Source organism: Solicola gregarius (assembly GCF_025790165.1).
GTDB classification, from domain to species: domain Bacteria; phylum Actinomycetota; class Actinomycetes; order Propionibacteriales; family Nocardioidaceae; genus Solicola; species Solicola gregarius.
In genome coordinates this window covers 4,288,139-4,308,470 of record NZ_CP094970.1, presented here as the reverse complement: position 1 = coordinate 4,308,470, position 20,332 = coordinate 4,288,139, and the positions used below count along the sequence as shown (strand labels likewise).

Genomic DNA, 20,332 nt, shown 5'->3' with positions numbered 1-20,332 from the left:
ACCCTCCCCTCCCCGGATTCGGGCGAAACGACCCGTTCATGGCGATCGATCGGGCGCTATGGGCCAAAATCGTGCGGATCAGGCCAGGCTGATCAGGTCGGCGTAGTCGGCCGACCAGAGGTCCTCGTCGCCTTCCGGCAGGATCAGCACCCGATCGGGCTCGAGCGCCTCGACGGCGCCTTCGTCGTGCGTGACGAGCACGATCGCGCCTTCGTACGTGCGGATCGCGCGGAGGACCTCGTCGCGCGAGGCGGGGTCGAGGTTGTTGGTGGGCTCGTCGAGGAGTAGTACGTTCGCCGCCGAGACGATCAGCGTTGCGAGCGCGAGGCGGGTCTTCTCGCCACCGGACAGCACCGATGACGGCTTGTGCGAGTCGTCACCGGTGAACAGGAACGAGCCGAGCACACTGCGCGCCTGTGTATCGGTCAGCTCGGGCGCTTGTGCCTGCATGTTCTCGAGCACCGTACGCCGCAGGTCGAGCGTCTCGTGCTCCTGTGCGTAGTAGCCGATCTTGAGGCCGTGGCCGGGCAAAACCGTGCCGGTGTCGGGCTTGTCGATGCCAGCGAGGATGCGCAGCAGGGTCGTCTTGCCGGCGCCGTTGAGGCCGAGCACAACGACCCGGCTGCCCCGGTCGACGGCCAGGTCGACGTCGGTGAAGATCTCCAGCGAGCCGTACGACTTGCTCAGCTCGCTCGCCTGCAGTGGCGTCTTGCCACACGCGGCGGGCGACGGGAACTTGATGTTCGCAACGCGGTCGGCCGCCCGCGCCGCCTCGAGACCGGAGAGCATCCGCTCGGCGCGGCGCGCCATGTTCTTTGCCGCGGTCGCCTTCGTGGCCTTGGCGTGCATCTTCTCGGCCTGGGCCATCAGCTGCCCGGCCTTGCGCTCGGCGTTGGCGCGCTCGCGCTTGCGGCGGCGCTCGTCGGTCTCGCGCTGGCGCAGGTAGAGCTTCCAGCCCATGTTGTAGACGTCGACCTCGGCGCGGTTTGCGTCGAGGTGCAGCACCTTGGTGACGGTGTTCTCGAGCAGCGCGACGTCGTGGCTGATCACCACCAGACCACCGTTGTGCGACTTCAGGAAGTCGCGCAGCCACACGATCGAGTCGGCATCGAGGTGGTTGGTCGGCTCGTCGAGCAGCAGCGTGTCGGCGCCGGAGAACAGGATGCGGGCGAGCTCCACCCTGCGTCGCTGCCCGCCGGACAGCGTTGCGAGCGGCTGGCCCATCACCCGGTCGGGCAGCCCCAGGCTCGCCGCGATCGTCGCGGCCTCGGACTCCGCGGCGTACCCGCCGCCGGCATGCAGCTCCGCGTCGGCACGCTCGTACCGCCGCATGGCCTTGTCGCGTACGCGCTCGTCGTCGGAGGCCATCTCGGCCTCGGCCTTGCGCAGCTTGCGTACGACGTCGTCGATGCCGCGTGCGGACAGGATGCGCTCGCGCGCGGAGACCTCGAGATCGCCCGTACGCGGGTCCTGCGGCAGGTAGCCGACGGTGCCGGTGTTGGTCACACTTCCGCCAGTCGGCTGGCCCTCGCCCGCGAGAACGCGGGTGAGCGTCGTCTTGCCGGCGCCGTTGCGGCCGACCAGCCCGACCTTGTCGCCGTCTCCGACCCGGAAGGCGACGTCCGACATGAGCACGCGTGCGCCGACCCGCAGCTCGAGGCCGTTGACGGTCAGCATGGCAGGGCTCCGGTAGGCAACGTACGTACGTGGGCGCGGCCGCGCGAATGGGTGTGGCGGCCAACTGCATAGCCTACGTGGCGGGCGCCGGTGTTCGCGAATCGATTTCGAGTGAGGTTGCGTACGGCAACCACCCCTCGGCGAACGCAGCCATTGTGGAGGCGCAGCGTGCCACACAGCCGATGCGAGTCGGAACCACCATCACCCGGTGACAGTTCGCCGCGGCTCGCATCGCGGGCATCTGTCCGCTGAGGCGTTAGGAGAGCGCACTGCAAGCCTTGATGTATAGCACGACATCATGCCGATCTATGTCGATGCCCTCGAGGCCGGGTCCACACTTAATTACGTCCCGCTGACCGTCGTCCATATATCCAACAAAGAATCCCTTGAACCGCTTTAAGTCGAGTTTGTCGTGCCCAGCGCCACCATAAAACGCGCTTTGCGACGCAGTCTTGAGCCGGGATGCCTTAAAGGTCTCGCGGCCAGGTCCTCCCTTCACCGTGAGCCAGCCGGTCACGCTGAAATTGTCGTCGCCCTTCCCTCCATACAACGTGCTGTGCTTCCGGGGACCAGCACGGAGGTAATCATTACCTGGACCGCCACGCAACGTATCAGCGTCACGCCCACCGAACAGCCGATCGCGCCCCGGTCCGCCAAACAGGTCGTCCTGTCGCGGACCGCCGGTTAGTCGATCTCGACCCGCCTGTCCGTACAGGTCGTCCAGGCCATTGCCGCCCGCGATCTTGTCGGCACGTTTTCCCCCGAAAAGCTCATCGAAGCCGAGGTTACCACGAATGCGATCTCGGCCGCCCCGACCCAGCATTACGTCCTCGCCCTTGCCTCCACTCATCATATCGCCTCTATTCGTCCCGACAAGGCGATTATCGTCAGGCCCGCCGACAATTCTGTCTGCTACGGCGGATGTCGCGGTTGCCAGAATAGCGGCGCCCGCAAGCACACCCAGCAAAATCTTGCTCATAATAGAACCTCTGTCGCCGGAGCCAAACGTGACTGACCGTAACAACCGTGCAGCAAGCGGTCAACCACCTCAGGCGGAGCGGCGATAGCCGGGCAGCAGCTTGTCGACCAGGGCGTCGGTCTCGGGCCGCGCGCCGCGGGGCGAGCCGTGGCGCGCGATGGCGGCATACATGCCGTCGGCCACGACCTTGATGTCCCGCGGCGACGCGAACCGCTCGGCGAGCCGTAGCGCGTCGCACCACAGCTGCTCCGACGCAGGCGCCAGGTCGAGGCCACGGAGCAGCGCGTCGCGCGCGCCCTCGCCGTCGCCGCGGTCGGCCAGCATCGCCGACAGTCGCCTGGCCGTGCGGATGACCAGCGCCGGGATCTGGACCTGCGCCGAGTCGTACGCGAGCCAGCCGTAGCGCCCGGTCGGCAGGTCCGCCCATGCTTCCCCGCGAACCAGGTCGAGCGCCGCGCCCAACGCCCGCTCCGCCTCGCGCGGCATCCGCTCGGCATGGTCGACGTACGCACGGAACACGTCCCAGTCCACTCGTACGCCCGGGCCGCGCAGCTGCCAGAGCCCGTCGACGAGTCCGAACCGCTCCGCGCCCAACCACGTCGTCACGCGTTCGAGCTCGGCGTCGCGCGTCGCGTCGGGGACGCCCCGCGGCCAGATCGCCGCCGTGAGCGTGTCGGGATGGACACCACCGGGCTGCAACGCGACGAACGCCGCGATCTCGGTCAGCAGGTCGCGCCGCGGCTCGGAGATCTCGGTGACGCCGTCCACCCGCACGGGCCCGAGCAACCGCACCTCGACGGGCTGTCGAGCCGACGGGTCGAATTGCGCACCGTCGACGTCGGTGACGTCGACGCCCGGCGCGAGCGCCTCGGGACCGTCCGGCCCGTCCGACCCCGACTCGTCGGACTGCGTGCGCTGGTACACGTCGACGATCCCGCGGTACGCCGCGACGTCGATGCCCTGGGCGCGTACGTCGAGTCCGATCGGTGCACACGTCAGGCGCCCGTCGTCGGTGGCAACGAGCCGCGCGGCGGCACTCGGCACGTCGCCGACGACCACGACCGCGATCGACGTACGAAGGTCCGCCGCCAGCTCGTGCAGCGCCCCCAACGTCTCGGTCGTCGGGACGCCGGAGCAGACAACGAGCTGGTGCTGCCACAACAGTGGGTCGTCGTGGGTGAAGCGGGCGTCGTGCACGCTGCGTACGCCGACCCGCGAGCACGCCTGTCGCTGCTCGGCCGCCACTCGTTCGAGCGGGGCGATCGCCTGCGCGAGATCGTCGACCACCCGGATCGTGGCGTCCGCGACCGACGTGACGTCGTCGGCGAACCCGACCATCGTCACCTGTCGCCGATCGGCCCACGCGTGGGTGGCCGTGTCGAGCGCAAAGCTCATCGCGACCGCGCGTGCCCGATGGCTCTCCCCGCCGACGCTCACGATGCCGCGGAAGGCGTCGAGATCCATCAGCAGTGTCGATCCGTCGTCGCGACCGCCGAACGCCACGAGTCCCGGCGCGGGTGCGGGCGACGCCTCGCCGAGCCGCTCCGCCTCCGCGTCGCCGATCGTCCACACCCGTCCGTCGCGGGCGGTCTTCCATCCGTACGAGGGCGCCGCGGACGGCGTGCCATGGAAGGACACCGCGAGCCCGGTCGGCGACACCGAGCACTGCGCGATCGGGGGAACGCCGTCCGTCGCTCCGGCGGTCCAAGCACGCAGGCCGCGGTTCAGCATCCTCGCCGCGGGCTCGTCGGCCTCGTTGCGCAGGGCCGCCTCGGGCGCGCGGGCCGCGTCGCCGTTGGGCGGAGGGTCGAGTCGCCTACCGACGAGGGCCCCGATGGTCGCGCTCGCTCGATAGCGGCGCAGTCCGGCCGCCAACCCCGCAGCCAGTAGGCCCCCGGCCGCGCCGAACAGCGGCGCCCACGCGGTCGGGCCCGCGTCGTCGGCCTCGTCGCTTTCCGACGGCGCATCGGCGGGCTCGAGCGACTCCAGGTCGTGGTCGACGATGCGCAGGCCCGCGCCCTGGGCGTCGGTCGGTAGGCGGAGCACCCACCCTGCTCGGATCAGGTCGGTGCCGGTCAGCGTCGCGCCGTCGGGCTGGACGACGCCTCGGTTCAGGTCGAGGATCTCCTTGTAGCGCGTACCGCTGCCGAGGAACCGGTCGGCGATGTCCCACAGGGTCTCGTAGTTGCGCCCTTCCGGCGGTCGCACGTCGTAGTACGGCGCAATGCCGTCGGTCTGCCGCTGCTCGACGGGTACAAACTCATTCGCCGGACCCGACTCGCGCGCGGTCGGCCGCGCGCCCGTGCCCGCAGAGCTCAACTCCGCAACCGGTCCCGGGTCGGCCGGAACGGATATCGCATGCGCGCTGACCACCGGACCGGTCGTTGCGCCGCCGATCAGTACGACCGCCGCGACCAGCCGCCTGGCGAGCGCCTGCGTACCGGCACCTCCCCCGAGCAGCCGCGGCGCGAGCCGGCCGCCGCGCGCCTCCGCGGACGCCTCGACGACCAGGCACACGCAGAAGTACAGCCAGGCGAGCCACACCACGATCGCCAACACCGCAACGACGTCGCGCGCCGACGCCTCACCGACGAGGGAGTCGTCGACCTCGGGCTTCCACGGCGGCCCGGCGAGCAACCACAACGCGACCGGGACGCCGACGACGATCACCAGCGTGCCGAGCAGCGCCAGGGTCCCCAGCAGTACGTCCGCGGCGCGCCCGCGCGACGCTCCCGTGGACGGGAGCCGGATCTGGTTCACCTGTGGGGTCCTCCGTCGCCGTTGCCGTCGCCGTTGCCGTCGCCGTTGCCGTCGCCGTTGCCGTCGCCGTTCCCGTCGCCGTTCCCGTCGCCGTTCCCGTCGCCGTTGCCATCGCCGTTGTCGGGCTTGGGCGCGACCCAAGGCGGCCAGCAGAACACGTCCGCCGTCGGCGCGCTCTCCGTGATCGGCGGTTTGAGCGGCTTATCACCCTCGTGCCAGATGTGGTGCTGGTCGTACGGGTCGAAGTACGGCTCCTCGCAGCGATACAACTTGTCCGGCGGCTCCGATGGACCGCCCGTCGGGAACGGGTTGCCGGACGGCGGTGCGGTGGTCGGCGGGTCATTGGTCAGCTGCTGTCCCGACTGCGGCTCGATCACGCCCTGGATGGGCCGCGCCCGCGCGACACCGTTCGCGGTCCACACGTCGACGTTGAACATCCCGCTCAGGATGCCCTCGGTCTCGATCGTCGTCCGCACCTGGACGTCGTACACGTCGTTGCCGGTCTCGTTCCCGCTCTTGACCAGCTCCGCATCGCAGGTCACGAGGTCGTCGTCGCGGTCCATCGCCCCCTGGCAGAACCGCGCCGCCGCGGCCTCGGCGTCGTCCTCGTCGACGAGCGCGACGTCGCTGGTCAGGTCGATCGCCGTCGCACCCGCCCGCGAGGCCTCCTGCGCGTACGCGACCGCGCGGGAGCGCGAGTTCATCTGCCGCCCGCCGTCGATCACCAGGCCGGCGAGCATGAACAGCGCGATCGTCACGATCAGCACGAACGGTGTGATCGACCCGCTCTGGTCGTCACGCGTCGGCACCAGCCGACAAAGGCGTTGCATTATTCGGCCACCCCTCGATAGCGGTCGAGCGGACTCGTGAAGGTCTGGTCGATGGTGGCGCTGTCGAGCGGCAGCGGCCCGAGATCGGTCAGGTCGACGTCGCAGCGCACGCGCACCGAGATGTACGAGACCTCCGACGGATCGTCGCTGGCATCCTGCTCGTACGCCTTCGGCCCGAGCTCGAACGTGACGTCCACGTTGTCGCGACACGAGTCCGGTGCGTCCTCCAGCGCCTCGTCGACGACCTTGCGCGCGATCGTCTCGGCCTCGGAGCGGCTGTTCTGCGCGGTCGCCGCCCGGGCACCGTCGCGCGCCGCCTGGTCGATCTTGCCCTCGGTCTCCGCGTAACGGCCGAACACCAGGATCAGCGACAGCACCGCGAACATCACCGGCGCCAGGATCACCAGCTCCAGGCTCGCCGTACCGCGCTCAGTCGCCATCGCCGTACCCCGCATCGGGACGGAACTTCTCCAGCGTCGCGGTCACCGTCTGGGTGACGGTCCAGGTACCCGCGGGCGCGTCCATCGACCCGGACACCGTCATCGTCACCTTTCCCGTTTCCGCATCGATATCGGAGTCGACCTCGACGCCGTCCAGGCCGCCGATCTTCGTCGCGTAGCCGTACGCGTACTTCTCGGCCTGTAGCTTGAACGACTCCGGGTCGACGTGCTCACCGGCCAGCCGCAGGTACGAGACGCCCTCGCGCGCGGCGCTCTGCGCGCTGTTGCGGCCGTACATCCAGAAGCCGGCCTGGATGGTCAGGAAGATCAGCAGCAGCACGATGGGCACGACGACCGAGAACTCGATGGCGCTGACCCCTCGGTCGTCGCGCGGACGCGACGTGCCCATGTGCTGCTGCATTAGGTGTTTGAGCCGTCCTCGATCTTGTCCGTGTTGTCCTGGACAACCGACCTGACGGCGTACATCACGCCGAGCGCGAGGCCAACGACGATTGCCGAGATGATCGCCCACTCGATCGCCGAAGCGCCGAGGTCACTCCGCCCCTCGCGACGCGCTCGCGCCGCCCAGCCCCGAGCCTGGACGATCATCATCCGCGCAATGTCCATCTGTAGTCTGACGAGCCTCATGAGCGACCTCCTCCGTTGACATGGGTCATGGTCATGCTCCTCCCAGTTCTTGGATCGCTGGATAGGCGAGGAAAATCAGGAATGCCGTGCACATCAGCAGCTGGGCGAGCAGCATCGTCTGCGAGCTCTCGCCCGCGGCGCCCTCGACCTCGACAAGCTCCTTGCGCCGCATGCTGTCGGAACGCGCCATCAGCGAGGTGCGGATCTTCGCGCCCTCGTCTCCGGCCAGCGCCAGCGCCGAGGCGAGGTCGCGGAGCTCGTCGACGCCGAGCTCCTTGCCCAGGTCGGCGATGCCCTCCCACGGCGTCATGCCCATGATCCGGGCGTTCGACAACGCCTGCCGGATGCGGACCATCGCCCAGTGGTCGCCGATCGACGACGCCGCCATCAGCGCCTCCGGCAGGCCGCGCCCGCCGGCGAGGTTCATGGCGACCAGGTCGAGGAACGAGCCCATCACGTGCCGGAAGTCGGCCCGGCGAGCGTCGGCCTCTCGGCGCAGCGTCATATCGGGAAGCATGAACGCGAGCACCACCGCCGCGATCACCCCGATCGCGGGTAGCCCGACGACGGAGATGCCCACCGCGGACAGCACGATCGGGAACCAGACCAGTGCGGCGAGTGCGAGCAGCACCTTCAGCCCGAGGTGGCTGGCCATCGACCTGTTCATCACTGCGAGGTTCGTACGCGTCGCGTCGAGGTTGATCCCGCGCGCCAGCGCCTCGGCCTCGATGCGCCCGCCGATGCCGTCGCGCATGCCGTCGATGCGTGCCTCGAGCCGCGAGCCCGCTGCGCTCGTCGTCGCCGACCGCTGCGATCGTCGGCCGGCGTCGAGCCGCGCGAGCGTCGCGCCGACGCCCGGAGCGGGCTTGGCGAGCACCCAGATCAGCAACAAGAAGCCGAGCCCGATCAGGGCACCAGCGGCCATCTGCAGGATCATCGCTCGGCCTCCTCGGCGACCTGCTTGCGCGACTGCACGAGGAAGCGCTCCGGCTGTCGTACGCCCGCCAGCCGGCGCAGCCACATGATCGATAGCGCGTAGAGCGCGAGTACGACCGCGAGCACGACCTGCCCCTGCGCCGTGTCGTACGGCTCGACATAGCCCGGGTTGAACAGGATCAGGAATCCCGACATCGCCCCGATCACCAGTACGACGATCAGCACGCTGCGGCGCGTACTGCGCCGGCTGCCCTCGACCCTGCGGCGCAGGTCGAGCTCGTCGCGGGCGGACTGCGACAGTGCGGTGAGTACGCTCCGCAGGCCCGGTCCGCGCAGCCGCGCGTTCAGGATCAGCGAGGCGACCACGAGGTCGGCCGACGGGTCATCGAGGTCGTCGGCGAACTTCATCAACGCGTCGGGCAGCGGCTCGCGTACGCGTAGCCGGTCGACGAGCAGGTTGAGCGACGGCCGGATCGACGGCGCAGCGTTGACCGCGGTGGCGGGAATCGCCTGCTCGAGGCCCACGGCTCCCGCGATCGTGTCGCGCAGCGACTCCGTCCAGGTGGCCAGGCCCTCGACCTGCTCGATGGCCTGCCGCTCGACCCGCGAACCGCCGAACAGGCGGTCCCAGAACAACACCACGGCCCCGAACACTGCCGCGAGCACCAACCACTGCGTCACGACCAGCGTCGCCGCGAACACGATCACGCCGGCGACAGCGAACTTCGTCTGCCGCTCGACGTCCTTGCGGCTGCGCACGCTGCGCGGCGTGACATCGCGCTTCGGCAGCCCGATCATCGCGAGTACCAGCACCACGACACCGAGACCGACGAGTGCGCCGGCGGTCAGCGCCAATGCCATCCGGTAATCAGACATGGTCAGTTCCAGGCCCCGTGGACGAGCGGTTGGTAGCCATGCTGTTCGAGATCGCGGATGCTCGCAATCGGAGCATGCGCCACCGCGCGGCCCTCGTTGTCCGGCGCGAACACCTCGCTCGACAGCACCTGCTCGTCGTGGCCGACCACCTCGCGAATGCTCTCGACGACGCGGATCTGCTCGCCACCGGTGGTGTAGTCGTTGTGCTTACGCAGGAAGATCACGAAGTCGAGCGCCCCGGCGACCAGCAGGCTGGTCGCCTCGATCGGCAGCTTCTCCCGCGACTGGATCGCGTACGTGCCGATGCGGTTGAAGACCTCGAGCGAAGAGTTGGCGTGGATCGTCGAGAGTGAGCCGTCGTTGCCCTGGCTCATCGCGTTCAGCATCGTGACGATCTCGTCGCCGAGGACCTCGCCGACGATCACCCGCGACGGGTTCATGCGCAGCGACCGGCGTACCAGCTCGGCCATCGTGACCCCGCCGAGCCCCTCGGAGTTCGGCAGCCGCTCCTCGAAGGAGACGACATTCGGGTGGAGGTCCTCGTACTCGCCGAGGCCCAGCTCCAGCGCGCGCTCGACGGTGACCAGGCGTTCGTAGTCGGGGATCTCGTTGGCGAGGGCGCGCAGCATCGTGGTCTTGCCCGCGTTCGTCGCGCCCGCGATCATGATGTTCTTGCGCGCGCCCACCGCGGCCTTGAGGAACGAGCCGACATCGGGGCTGACGGTGCCGTTGGCGATCAGCTCGTCGAGGAAGACCCGGCCGAGGCGTGCCTTACGGATCGACACCGACGGGCGCGCGCAGACGTTCATCACCGCCGACAGCCTCGAGCCATCCGGGAGACGGAGGTCGAGCTGAGGGTTGGCCGAGTCGAACGGGCGGCTGGAGAGGCCCGTATGGGCGGCGAGCACCTGGATCAGCTCGACAAGCTCCTCGTCGCTCTCCGCGACCGGCGGGTGCTTCTCCTCTCGACCGTCGCCGTACTGCACGAAGACGTTGTCGCACCCGTTGATGTCGACGTTCTCGACCTCGGCGTCCTCCAACAGCGGCTGCAGCCGGCCGACGCCGAACAGCGCGGAGTGGATCGCGGACGCGACAGCCGCTTCGTCGTCGGCGGCGAGCGGCGCACGACCCTCGGCGATCTCGTAGCGGGCATGGTCTTCGAGCACTTGCACGATCAGCGAGCGCGCGTACTCGCGCTCGTCCTCCACCGACATCGCCGGTACGCCGGTCGCCTGGTCGCGGCGGCGCTGCTCGTTCAGCCGGTCGGCGACCTGGACGCGCAGCTGGCGTACGAGATCATGGTCGGTCACGATGCGACACCTCCCTGTTGCATCGACGCCTCACCGGGCTGGAAGTACGGAGCCGTCGCTGCGGCGAGCTCGGCCACAACCGGGCGTGCCGTGCGTACGAGGTTGGTGCGGTCGGGGCGGCCCTCGATCTGCCCGGCGAAGAACAACGCGCCCTTCGGATCCTCGGCGAGGTGATGCACACCGTCAACGCTCACATCGGAGCGCTCCAGTGCATCCGCTATCTCGCGCACTGGTTGGCGGCGCTTCACCTCGGCCACGACGACGACGTGGATACGGGGCCCACGCGGGGGTGTGAACCTGCTCGCGATAGCCCGCGCCCGTTCGCGCATGTGTACGACCGCGCTCGGTTGGGTGTCGACGACGAGGACGACATCGCTCGACGACTCCAGCAGGGAGTTCTGCGGCGTCGTCGCACCGACACGTCCGAGGTCGGCGATCACGTCGCGACCCTCGAGCCCCGCGAACAGCGGCCCGAACTGCGCCCACTGCTGGTTGAGCGCAACCGCCTGCTCGGGTACGCGTACGCCGACGAGCACCTCGAGCCCGCCTGCGATCGTCTGCGCGTGTTGGAGTACGAGGTCCGGATGCAACGACTTCCGACCGGCGGCGGCCAGGCTCATCAGCCCGCGCTCGGGGTCGAGTACGCCGCCCTCGGCAGCGGGCATCCGCATCGCGATGTCGCCGCCGCCGGGGTCGCACTCGGCGACGGCCACGGGCCGCGGCCACAGCGCACCGAGCACCAACGCCGTCGTCGTGGCCCCCGGCGAACCCTTCGCCGAGGCAACCGAGATCAGTCCCATGTCTCGACCCCGCTCAGCCGCACGTGCTGCTTGCTTCGGGTGCGTCCGCGTTACCGGCCACCAGGATCTCCGCGGTATCGGCCTGCTTCGCCTTCGTCACCTGCGCACCGCACGATGTCGGCACGCTGATCACCGCTGAGGCGTCCCCCGAACCGAGCTCGTCATCGCCACCCGCCGCATCGTCGGCGACCGTTCCCGCGATCGCGGTGTCGCCGCCCGACTGGATCACGACGTTCGTACCCGCCGTGAGCTCGGGTACGAGCGCCGGATCGACCGGCAGCGCGATCTGGTAGTACTCGCTGTTCAGCTCGTTCTCGTCGGTGACCATCGAGTCGACCACGACCATGCCGGGCGTCCACGGGGTAGCGGTGAACTTCCCGACGAGGTCTTCCCTGTCTGACTCGGGGATGCCCCCGTCGAAGTCTTCGGGAAGCTCGACGGTCTCCAGATCGCCGTCCTTGATCTCCGCGCCCTGACCGAGCTCGCGCCCCACCTGGACGTACTCGGCCCGGTGGCCGGACTGCATCGCGAGCCACGCGCTCGCGAGCGCACCACCGACGATGAGGAGCACCGCGAGCGCGGCAAGAGCGGGCCGCCGCTCGCGCGTCGACGGCAGCCTGCCGGAGGTGCCGTTGGACGTGCCGGTGGGAGTCTTCGTGCTGGCCATCAATGTCTTACCTCGGATTCGTCCGAACGTGCGCGGAGGAGATCTCGTACGTCGTGGGTGCCGTCAGCACGCCGCACAACGTACCTGGTCGGGTCGCCGGCCACGTACTGCGTCAGTGCCAACGCGCCGGACTCCTCCTCTTCCTCCTCTTTCTTGTCCATCTCCTTCTGGTACGCGCTCACCACCGCGATGGCGGCCAGCACGACCGCGACCGCGATGACGCCGATGACGATCGCCGGCCACACGCGGGGATGCTCGCGCCACGTACGGCGCGAACCGTGTAGCAACGCCGAGCGCAGCTGGCGGCGCCGCATCGCGTCGGCCTCGAGGACGTACTTCTCGGCGTTCGGCGTGCCACCCATCGGCGGCGCGGGCGGTGGGGGCACGGGTGGCTGCGAGCCGTTCTGCATGCTCACTGGCGACCTCCGGAGAGTGCAAGGGCCGCGCCGATGCGCAGCATCGCCGTGCGGGTCGAGGCGCGTACCGCGGACGGGTCGAAGCCGCGGCCGGCCATCAGCACCTCGTCGGGGGGGACGACCACGACCCGCATCGGGTCGATCGCAAGCCGGCGTACTGTCTCGCGATGCACCTGGCGGTACGACTGGTCGTGCTGGCAGACGATCGCGTAGACCGCGCGCTCGACCGCGAACGGGTCGGTGTGCGCGAGCCGCGCGGTCGCGACCTCGAGCGCGGCGGCGCCCGTACGCCCCGCGGACGCGACGATGACCGTCTGGTCGCTGCGTGCGACCGCCGCATGTCCGATCTCGCTGGCGTCGTTGCCGACGTCGAGCAGGGTGAACGTGTGATCGGCGCCCAGGCGCTCGACGGCCGAGGAGACGTCGGTACGCCGCAGGCGCTGCTCCCAGCCGACACCGTCGAGCACGTGCAGCCCGGTCGGCGCCTGCGCGACCCGCGCATCGTCGCCGTCGTTGAGGAACCGGCGGACCGTCACGGGGGCGTCGACCCCGACGATCTGGCCGAGCGAAGCCGTGCCCGCGCGTACGTCGACCGCGACGGTGTGCTCCTCACGCAGCGCGGCCAGAGCCGTGCCGACGCCCGCCACCACGGTGGTCGTGCCCACACCGCCCTTACCTGCGAAGAAGGCGACCACACGGCGTTCGGTCTGGCGCGTACGCAACGCGGCGACGAGCTCGCGCTCATGAGCGGACGCCTCGGCGGAGTCGGGCGTGACGAGCCCGGCCGTCATCGTGCGCAGGAAGCCGCCGGTACGCGACGGCGCCGGGATGTCGCCGGCCGTGCGCGCGAGGAGCTCCTCGACCGGCGTACGTGGACGACTGGCCGTCGCCGGCATCATCGGCGGCGCGGCGACCGGCGGCTGCTGTGTCGGCGGGTACGCCAGCGGGCTCTGTGGCGGCATCGGAGGCCGCGGCGGAGGAGGCTGCGGCGCCGGCGGCGCGGGCTGTGACGCGTACTCCGGCCGCAGCGGCGTGACGCTCGCGGGCTGCGCCGGCAGCGGGGGGCGCTGCTCGGCACGCGGTGCCTCCGCCGGCGCCATCAGCGGACGGCTGGGGGCATCGCGCGGCGGCGGGGTGTCGAGGCCGAGGGCCCGTGGGTCGATGCCCATCCGGTCGAGGTCCGCGGCGGCCTGCTGGGCCGACGCCTTGCGCTGCTCCTCCAGCTCCGCCTCGTCGGGGGTGTCCTGCTCCGTCATCGCGTGTTCACACCATCCCTCCGACCTTCTCGAAGACGCCCATCGCGCCGCACATCATCACGATCATCTCTACGACGATCAGGAACTCCACAACGTTCAATGTCCGTTTGATGCGCGCCCGGGTCACGTCCGACATGCCCAGCGAGCTCGCGCCGACCAGGCCGACCGCGACGGCAGCGAGAATCATGACGAGCCAGGGTCTGCATCGCGTCGTACTCCTGCGAGAACGCCACGAACTCGAGGACCAGCACGATGGTGCCCGCCACCCGTAGCGGCACGAGGTGCTGGATTCGGGAGAACACCCGGGAGCGCAGGATCGCGACCAGGCCGATCGAGATGACCAGGTAGCGGTCCCACCACAGGTCGCTCTGCTGCAGATACCAACCGGCCCAGACGACGACCGTCGCGATCCCGATCAGCGCGCCGATCAACAGGCCGTTGCTCTCGCGATACCGCGCCCGCAGCTGCTCACTGGTCACGGCCGCGGCGTTGCGCACCCGATAGTCGGCGCTCGCGAGCCCGCCGACGGACAACGACACCCGCGGCAGGATGCCGACGACCAACAGGAAGACCACCGGCAGCGAGCGAACGTCCTGCAGCGGGGGGATGTCGATCGACGTGATGAGGGTGAGCACGCCCGCGGTGACAGCGGCGACGAGGACGAACACCGACCACGAGACGTGCGCGATGCCGGACGGTGTGAGGATGCGTCCGCCGCCGGCGACCGCAGCGGCGCACGAGAAGCCGATCATCCAGCCCCACGCCGGATCGAGGTCGGACGTCGTCGCAAGCGAGGATCCGACGAGATAGCCCCATCCCATCGCGACGGCGAGGCAGATCTGCTCGACCCACGGATGCGAGACCTGCGTCGCCCACGCCGTGGCACCGAGCAGGGTCGCCACCACGACGAAGCCGCTGGTGATCTCGACGGCGTCGTCACCGGTGACCATCCACGGCGTCGCGAGCTGCAGCAGCCCGACGGCCGTGAACAGCGCCGCCGCCGCGAGCAGTGCGTACGTCACGGTGGTCGTGGGCGACCAGACGCCCCCGGCCTCGTCGGTGCTGTCCTCGACGGCGTCGCGTACGTCCTCGACCACCGCGGGCTTGACGTTCGCCCGCTGGCCCCGAAGCTCGAGCACCTCGCCGTCGAGCACGCCGGCGTCGGAGAGGGTCTGCCCGAGTGGGATCGGGGTGCCGCCGACGCGCGCAAGCGTCCACGCGGTGGGCTGGTCACGCTCGGTGTTGGGTGAGCAGAACCGCAACACCTGGGGCACGACCTCGGACAGCGGAAGCGCACTGGGCAACGCGAGGTCGACGGTGCGTTCGGGGCTCACGACTGTCACTCGGCTGTAGGCAGTCAGCACCGTGCTTCCCTCACCTCGCAAATTTGGTGTCAAAGACCGAACTCGGTTCCGCGCCCGTGTCCACCCACACAGACGGTTACGATCCTGGCAGATAGTAGTGCCGCCAAGACCCGGTGGCAGCATATCGTTGGTCCGGCCCGGTCGTAACCCACACGCGATCGGTGAAGTCTCAACAAGTCTTCGATGATGACGAGGTGGCGACGTGACGACGATCCTGGTGAAGCGGCCCGCGCGCAACCAGCCGCCGGTCGCCGACTCCACCGATCTCGAGATCGTGGAACCGCCCAGCCGCGAGCAGAGCCAGCCGTCGACGATGGGCGCCGGCATGATCCTGATGCCGGTCATGAGCGGCACTGCGTCGCTTTCGGTCGCGCTGACCAACGACAACCCGATCATGGCGGTCGGCGGCCTGCTCTTCCTGGTGGGTTCCATTGCCATCGGGGCGCTGATGATCATCGGTCAGAAGAGCGGTGCCCGCCGGCAGATGCGGGAGTCGCGCGAGCGCTATCTCGACTACATCGAGCAGCTTCGGCACTCCGTACGCGACACGATCGCGACCCAGCGCACCGGGCAGGGCATCCGGCATCCCCCGCTCAGCGCACTGATCGACATCGCGCGAGACGACGCTCGCCGGTGGGAGCGGCGCACCACCGACCCCGACTTCCTGGTCGTACGCGTCGGCACCGGCGACGAGCCCCTCGCCTCGCCGCTGACGATGTCGGCCGACACGGGTCCGCTGAACCAGTTCGACCCGGTCTGCCTGGAGGCGGCCAAGGAGCTGCAGACCCGGTACTCCGTGCTGCACGACCAGCCGATCACGCTCGACCTGTCGACGATCGGAACCCTCAGTGTGCTCGGCCGTCCGGAGCTCACCCGCTCGCTGGCGCAGGGCATCGTCGCGCAGCTGGTCACGTTTCACTCGCCCAACGACCTCGAGCTCGCCGTCGTACGCTCCGACGCCACGGCGCCCGACTGGGACTGGGTCAAATGGCTCCCCCACGCCCACGACGCAGCCGCGCTCGACGGAGACCTGGCAGCACGTCGGGTCTCGAACAGCATCGCGTCGATGCAGGAGTTCCTCGAACCCGACCTCGAGGCGCGACTCGACCGACACCAACGCGGCCGCGGCCAGGAGGTCAGCCAGCCGACGCGGCTCGTGGTGATCGTCGACGGCGAGGATCTCCTGACCCAGCAGGCGATCGAGCCGTCCGACTCGAGCGTGAGCCTCGCCGATCTCGGTGTCCACGTCATCTCGCTCCTGCCGCACCGTCGGGCCGAGCCCGGCAACGTCGACGACCGCGTCGTCGTCAGCGACGACCTGACCACCACCATCGCTTCGCGTCCATGGGCGTTCCGGCTCGACATCACTCCTCCCTCGCTGGCGAACGTCGTCTCCCGGCAGCTGTCCGCATTGCGCCTCTCGGTCGAGGAGGAGGTCGACGAGACCTTGAGTACGACGGTCGGCCTCCCGGACATCCTCGGCGTGCCCGACCCCGCGACGCTGGAGCCGCGTGTCACCTGGCGCCCACGCGCGTTGCGCGATCTCCTTCGCGTACCCATCGGTGTCGGCCAGAACGGCAACGCCGTGACGCTCGACCTGAAGGAGTCGGCACACGGCGGCATGGGCCCGCACGGCATGGTCGTCGGCGCCACCGGCTCCGGCAAGTCGGAGATGCTGCGCACCCTCGTCAGCTCGCTGGTCATCGGACACCCGCCCGACCGTCTCGCCCTGATGCTCGTCGACTTCAAGGGCGGCGCGACCTTCGCGTCGATGGAGAACATCCCGCACATGGCGGGCATGATCACCAACCTGCAAGACGACCTCACCCTCGTCGACCGGATGCGTGACGCACTGTTCGGGGAGATGCAGCGTCGCCAGGAGATCCTCAAGAAGGCCGGCAACCTCCCGAACGTCACCGCATACCACGACCAGATCGAGGCGGGCGCGGACCTCGAGCCGCTCCCCCACCTGCTCGTCATCATCGACGAGTTCTCCGAGCTGCTCACCGCCAAGCCCGACTTCGCCGAGCTGTTCGTGGCCATCGGGCGGATCGGCCGGTCGATCGGCGTCCATCTCCTGCTCGCGACGCAGAAGCTCGAGATGGGCAAGATCCGCGGGCTCGAGTCGCACCTGTCGTACCGGATCAGTCTGCGGACCTTCTCCGAGAGCGAGAGCCGCGACGCGATCGGGGTGCCCGACGCGTACCACCTGCCGCCCGAACCCGGATCCGGCTACCTGAAGGTCGACACGACCGTCTTCGAACGATTCAAGGCGGCCCTCGTGTCGTCCGCGTACACCCCGCCGTCCGAGGGACCGAAGACGATCGTGCCCGTCGTGCCGTACGTCGCGCTCAACGGTCTCGGCAGCTGGATCGCCCAGCAGGCGGCCGCGGCGAACGACGACGCCGACGAGGACGACGCGCCGACGGCACCGGGCCAGCAGTCGGTGCTCGATGTCATCTGCCGCCAGCTCGAGCGCTCCGGCGCACCGCAGGTACGCCCCGTGTGGCTCGACCCGCTGCCGAAGGTGATGACCCTCGACGAGCTGTACGACACCGACACCCGCGGCGACGTGGCCACCGTGAGCGCGCCGATCGGCCGCGTCGACGACGCCGCGAAGCAACGGCAGTTCGTACTCGACTGGAACTTCGCGGGTGGCGGCGGCAACCTGATCGTCAGCGGATCTCCGGCCTCCGGCAAGAGCGTGCTGCTCGCCAGCATGATCACGTCGATGGCGCTGAAGTACGCGCCCAACGACGTGGCGTTCTACTGCATCGACTACGGAGGCGGCCTGCTCACCGGCCTCGAGTCCATGCCGCACGTCGCCGCGGTGGCCACCCGGATGGACCCTGAGCGCATCCAGCGCACGGTCAACGACGTCATGGGCGTCCTCAACCAGCGCGAGGCGATCTTCAAGCAGTACAACCTCACGTCGATGCGCGACCTGCGCAATGCCCGCGCCGAGGGCCGCGTTCCCGCGGAGATCCCCGGCGACGTCTTCCTCATCGTCGACGGGTGGGGCACCTTCCGGGAGGAGTACGACTCGCTCGAAGTTCGTCATCGGCGACATCGCCGCGCGGGGTCTGAACTACGGCGTGCACGTCGTCTTGGCCGTCACGCAGGGCATGCAGGTACGAATGCGGATGCAGCCGGCGTTCGGCGGCCGGCTCGAGCTGCGACTCAACGACTCGTTCGACTCGTCGTTCGACCGCAAGCTGATGGAGCAGGTCCCGAAGGACACGCCCGGCCGCGGCCTCACCGACGTCGACGGCGAGCTGATCTTCCAGGCCGCCCTCCCCCGTATCGACGGCGAACCCGATGCCGACGACATCTCCGGGGGCATCGCACACGCAGCGGCCCAGGTGTCGCAGCGCTGGACCACGCAGGTGTCCAAGGTGCAGGTGTTGCCGAGCCTCGTACGGGTCTCCGACCTGCCGAAACCGCAGAGCGGCGACAACGCGATCCCGGTCGGGCTCTCTGAGATCAACCTCGGCCCGGCCGCGATCGACCCGTTCGGTTCGTCACCGCACCTGCTCGTGTACGGCGACGGCGAGACCGGCAAGACGAACATCCTGAAGGTCATCGCCAAGGGAATGATGGCAACGCGTACGCCCGAGCAGCTCGGGTTCGTCGTGGTGGACTACCGCCGCACCATGCTCGACGTGATCCCGCACGACTACCTGCTCGCATACGCGACATCCGATCAGCAGACCCGCCAGGTGACCAGCGAGATATCGGGGTCGCTCCGCCAGCGCATACCTGGTCCGGACGTCACCTCCGAGCAGCTGCGCAACCGTACGTGGTGGAAGGGGCTCGAGGTCGTCGTCCTCGTCGATGACTTCGACCTCGTCGCGACGAGCTCGGGCAACCCGTTGCAGGAGTACGTCGAGTTCGTACCGCAGGGCCGCGACCTCGGACTCCACCTCGTCATCGCCCGCCGCACCGGTGGCCTCGGCCGCGCCATCTTCGAGCCGCTGCTGCAGCGGCTCGGCGACGTCTCGACCCCGGGCTTGATGTTCTCGGGCGACCGGATGGAGGGCCGCGTGCTCAACAACGTCGCGCCCGCGAACCTGCCCGACGGCCGCGCGCTGTACGTACCGCGCGGCGGCGGAGCATCGCAGGTGCAGACGGCGCTCGACGAGGAGTAGTGCCTGCGTCCTTCGGCGTTTCCGTGTGCGCTGGGCTTTCCGTCTTCACCGTTTCCCGTTCGTTGGGCTTCTGCCTTCATCGTTTCCGTTCGCGGCGCTTGCCGCCTTCACCGCTATTCGTTCGCGGCGGTGCAGACCGCATGGCGGCGACGAGGATCCGTACCCAGGCGGCTCGGGTTGCCGGTCGGTTTTCCCGACCATTTCGTTGCCGCTTTCGTAGTTGCCGTGCGCTTCCGTGCCCGACCCGGCCCGGTGCCGATGAAGGAATCTGCGTTTGGGTCGCTATTCGCACCCAAACGCCGATTCTCTTCGCACCGGCCATCGCGCGACCGGAGAAATCGACCAGCCCTTCGCCCGCTGGAGCCTGCGGAAACTCTCCGCCTACTTGATCCACAACCACGGAACCGGACACGTGGTGGCCTGTTTTAGCTGACTTGCGCCCAGCACCCCATCCTGAACTTCACGGCCTTGGTGCTCGTCATGGTTCGAGGTCGGTCACTCCGTTGCCGCTCGCCAGGTCGAACGGTACGGAGACCTGGTCGTGCGTGATCAACCAGTTGCCGTCGATCTTGCGGAAGCAGTAGGTGACCCGGACCCACATACCGTTCGTGACCGTCCCGTTCTTCAGCGTTCCGCTGAGCCGAGCGAAGCAGTGCCCGAAAGCCACGTCATCGCCCACGGTGAGTGTCAGGTCGCGAACTTCATAGCGTGCATCCTGGAAGAACGTGAACGCGGTCGCCCAGTTCTTCGACTTTGCCGCCAGCCCCACATGCTGTAGCGGCGGTTCGATGTCGAAGGACACGACGTCCGTTGCGTAAAGCTGTTTCAGGCTCTCGAGGTCCTTGGTTCGGATTCCTTCGACGATCTTGTCGACCTGCTGCCTGATCTTGACGTCGTCCACCCTGCGTTGGCTTGGCATCGCTCCCCATCCGCCATTCGAACCTCAACCTTGGCTTCTCGCCTGTACGACGACACAGCACCCCGGTATGTGACACGCCAGGTCCGTAACCTGGACGCGACGCCTGCGGCGTTCGTCGAGGCCCAGGCCCGGTCGAGGTCGGGTGAAGGCAGTGCAAACCAATCACCGGCCACGCACGCTGACCGGCGTGTCACCAACCCGGCCAACGTTCATGGACACAGCACTAGCCGGGCCTAGAACATTCTCGAACGTTTCTCGAAACCTCTTGTGGATAAGCCTTCTGAGCATCCTGTTCTGTCGGTGGCG

Annotated in this window: 17 protein-coding genes and 1 pseudogene; 2 read left to right on the top strand and 16 right to left on the bottom strand. The window is 69.0% G+C overall.

The genetic code is table 11. The annotated features are described in order from the left end of the window. Nucleotides 1-78 precede the first annotated feature (78 nt). The 15 genes from L0C25_RS20970 to eccD form a co-directional block, all read right to left on the bottom strand. Entirely contained in the window at nucleotides 79-1,677 is a 1,599-nt protein-coding gene (locus tag L0C25_RS20970; protein ID WP_271633718.1) for an ABC-F family ATP-binding cassette domain-containing protein, read from the bottom strand. Between the two features lie 256 nt (nucleotides 1,678-1,933). Beyond that, complete coding sequence (locus L0C25_RS20965) at nucleotides 1,934-2,656, bottom strand: calcium-binding protein (protein WP_271633717.1); 723 nt, start codon at nucleotides 2,654-2,656, stop codon at nucleotides 1,934-1,936. A gap of 69 nt (nucleotides 2,657-2,725) precedes the next feature. Next, entirely contained in the window at nucleotides 2,726-5,416 is a 2,691-nt protein-coding gene (locus L0C25_RS20960) for a LysM peptidoglycan-binding domain-containing protein (RefSeq protein ID WP_271633716.1), read from the bottom strand. Continuing rightward, nucleotides 5,413-6,225, bottom strand: a complete 813-nt coding sequence (locus tag L0C25_RS20955; RefSeq protein WP_271633715.1) for a TadE/TadG family type IV pilus assembly protein — start codon at nucleotides 6,223-6,225, stop codon at nucleotides 5,413-5,415. Before L0C25_RS20955 ends, L0C25_RS20960 begins: the two co-directional genes overlap by 4 nt. A gap of 20 nt (nucleotides 6,226-6,245) precedes the next feature. After that, nucleotides 6,246-6,686 carry a TadE/TadG family type IV pilus assembly protein gene (locus tag L0C25_RS20950; protein WP_271633714.1) on the bottom strand — a complete coding sequence of 147 codons (441 nt, stop codon included), beginning with the start codon at nucleotides 6,684-6,686 and terminating at the stop codon, nucleotides 6,246-6,248. Continuing rightward, nucleotides 6,676-7,095: a TadE/TadG family type IV pilus assembly protein gene (locus L0C25_RS20945; RefSeq protein WP_271633713.1), complete on the bottom strand. Its 420-nt coding sequence runs from the start codon at nucleotides 7,093-7,095 to the stop codon at nucleotides 6,676-6,678. Before L0C25_RS20945 ends, L0C25_RS20950 begins: the two co-directional genes overlap by 11 nt. 11 nt (nucleotides 7,096-7,106) lie before the next feature. Next, the gene (locus tag L0C25_RS20940) at nucleotides 7,107-7,334 is read right to left on the bottom strand and encodes a hypothetical protein (RefSeq protein WP_271633712.1); all 228 of its coding nucleotides are present in this window, start codon (nucleotides 7,332-7,334) and stop codon (nucleotides 7,107-7,109) included. A gap of 31 nt (nucleotides 7,335-7,365) precedes the next feature. Then, complete coding sequence (locus L0C25_RS20935; RefSeq protein WP_271633711.1) at nucleotides 7,366-8,271, bottom strand: type II secretion system F family protein; 906 nt, start codon at nucleotides 8,269-8,271, stop codon at nucleotides 7,366-7,368. Beyond that, nucleotides 8,268-9,146, bottom strand: coding sequence for a type II secretion system F family protein (locus tag L0C25_RS20930; RefSeq protein ID WP_271633710.1), 879 nt, complete (start codon nucleotides 9,144-9,146; stop codon nucleotides 8,268-8,270). Before L0C25_RS20930 ends, L0C25_RS20935 begins: the two co-directional genes overlap by 4 nt. 2 nt (nucleotides 9,147-9,148) lie before the next feature. After that, a complete protein-coding gene (locus L0C25_RS20925; protein ID WP_271633709.1) occupies nucleotides 9,149-10,456 on the bottom strand; it encodes a CpaF family protein in 1,308 nt (435 codons plus the stop codon). After that, nucleotides 10,453-11,256 carry a hypothetical protein gene (locus L0C25_RS20920; RefSeq protein WP_271633708.1) on the bottom strand — a complete coding sequence of 268 codons (804 nt, stop codon included), beginning with the start codon at nucleotides 11,254-11,256 and terminating at the stop codon, nucleotides 10,453-10,455. The genes L0C25_RS20925 and L0C25_RS20920 overlap by 4 nt, the downstream gene beginning before the upstream one ends. Before the next feature lie 13 nt (nucleotides 11,257-11,269). Continuing rightward, nucleotides 11,270-11,923 (bottom strand): SAF domain-containing protein, encoded by a 654-nt coding sequence (locus L0C25_RS20915; RefSeq protein ID WP_271633707.1) that lies wholly within the window; start codon nucleotides 11,921-11,923, stop codon nucleotides 11,270-11,272. Next, a complete protein-coding gene (locus tag L0C25_RS20910) occupies nucleotides 11,923-12,339 on the bottom strand; it encodes a hypothetical protein (protein ID WP_271633706.1) in 417 nt (138 codons plus the stop codon). Before L0C25_RS20910 ends, L0C25_RS20915 begins: the two co-directional genes overlap by 1 nt. After that, nucleotides 12,336-13,595: a MinD/ParA family ATP-binding protein gene (locus L0C25_RS20905; RefSeq protein ID WP_271633705.1), complete on the bottom strand. Its 1,260-nt coding sequence runs from the start codon at nucleotides 13,593-13,595 to the stop codon at nucleotides 12,336-12,338. The genes L0C25_RS20910 and L0C25_RS20905 overlap by 4 nt, the downstream gene beginning before the upstream one ends. Beyond that, nucleotides 13,592-14,959: a type VII secretion integral membrane protein EccD gene (gene eccD, locus L0C25_RS20900; protein ID WP_271633704.1), complete on the bottom strand. Its 1,368-nt coding sequence runs from the start codon at nucleotides 14,957-14,959 to the stop codon at nucleotides 13,592-13,594. Before eccD ends, L0C25_RS20905 begins: the two co-directional genes overlap by 4 nt. A gap of 313 nt (nucleotides 14,960-15,272) precedes the next feature. Here eccD and eccCa point away from each other — a divergent pair. Then, nucleotides 15,273-17,963 (top strand): annotated as a pseudogene (gene eccCa, locus L0C25_RS20895) (type VII secretion protein EccCa); the annotation flags it as partial. Beyond that, nucleotides 17,911-19,107, top strand: a complete 1,197-nt coding sequence (gene eccCb / locus L0C25_RS20890; protein WP_271633703.1) for a type VII secretion protein EccCb — start codon at nucleotides 17,911-17,913, stop codon at nucleotides 19,105-19,107. The pseudogene eccCa and the gene eccCb, both read left to right, overlap by 53 nt. A gap of 478 nt (nucleotides 19,108-19,585) precedes the next feature. Here the strand turns inward: eccCb and L0C25_RS20885 are convergent, their stop codons facing one another. Further along, nucleotides 19,586-20,026 (bottom strand): YybH family protein, encoded by a 441-nt coding sequence (locus L0C25_RS20885; protein ID WP_271633702.1) that lies wholly within the window; start codon nucleotides 20,024-20,026, stop codon nucleotides 19,586-19,588. Nucleotides 20,027-20,332: the final 306 nt, after the last annotated feature.